Below are 603 nucleotides of genomic sequence, written 5' to 3' on the forward strand. Positions count from 1 at the left end.
TTTGCATCAGATTAGCCAACGAAACACGTGGATCAGAACTTTCGCAAACTAGTAGAGATGCTGTTGCCAGCAGGGGTTTTAGAGTATTTTGACTTAATTGATTCAAGTCAGAATAAAGAGGGTATTGATATATACCTGGAAGAAAAGAATACAATTCCAGTAGAGCATCAGCATAGAAAAGCACACTCCAAAGGTTTCTTCTCAGAAATTGCAATTCAGGATTTTCCTATACGTGGCCAAAAGGTCACRCTACATGCCAAGCGCCGTCGGTGGGAGGTTTTAGAGGATGGAGAAATAATAACAAGAGATTGGGAAATAGTTAAAAAAGGCACACGAATGACTCCGGAGTTCGGTGCTTTTTTAAAAGGATTACTTAGATAAATATCCTGTAAGCCCTGTGCAATTGGGCCATTTCTTTCAGATAGACGGTAAACAGTTAGGCCAGCAATACAAGCATCATCTCAGCGATTTTGGTACCTGGGATCAAAAAGAACATGCTTGTGAATGGATGTTATTTGAGCAAAATATCGGCACTGCWTTAAGCATAGACGAAACAGCCTTTTCCAGCGGAKAATTGTATACAATCGTCACTAACAAGCTGGC

The 603-nt window shown here is 40.5% G+C and carries 1 protein-coding gene and 1 pseudogene; both read left to right on the top strand.

The window, feature by feature from the left end:
• The first annotated feature begins 57 nt into the window (after window positions 1–57).
• Window positions 58–381, top strand: coding sequence for an ISAon1 family transposase N-terminal region protein (locus AC1DCV_RS35765; protein WP_142683040.1), 324 nt, complete (start codon window positions 58–60; stop codon window positions 379–381).
• 16 nt (window positions 382–397) lie between these two features.
• Window positions 398–603: pseudogene (locus AC1DCV_RS35770) on the top strand (ISAon1 family transposase); the annotation flags it as partial.

The sequence above is a fragment of the Chitinophaga sp. 10T418 genome (assembly GCF_056394125.1).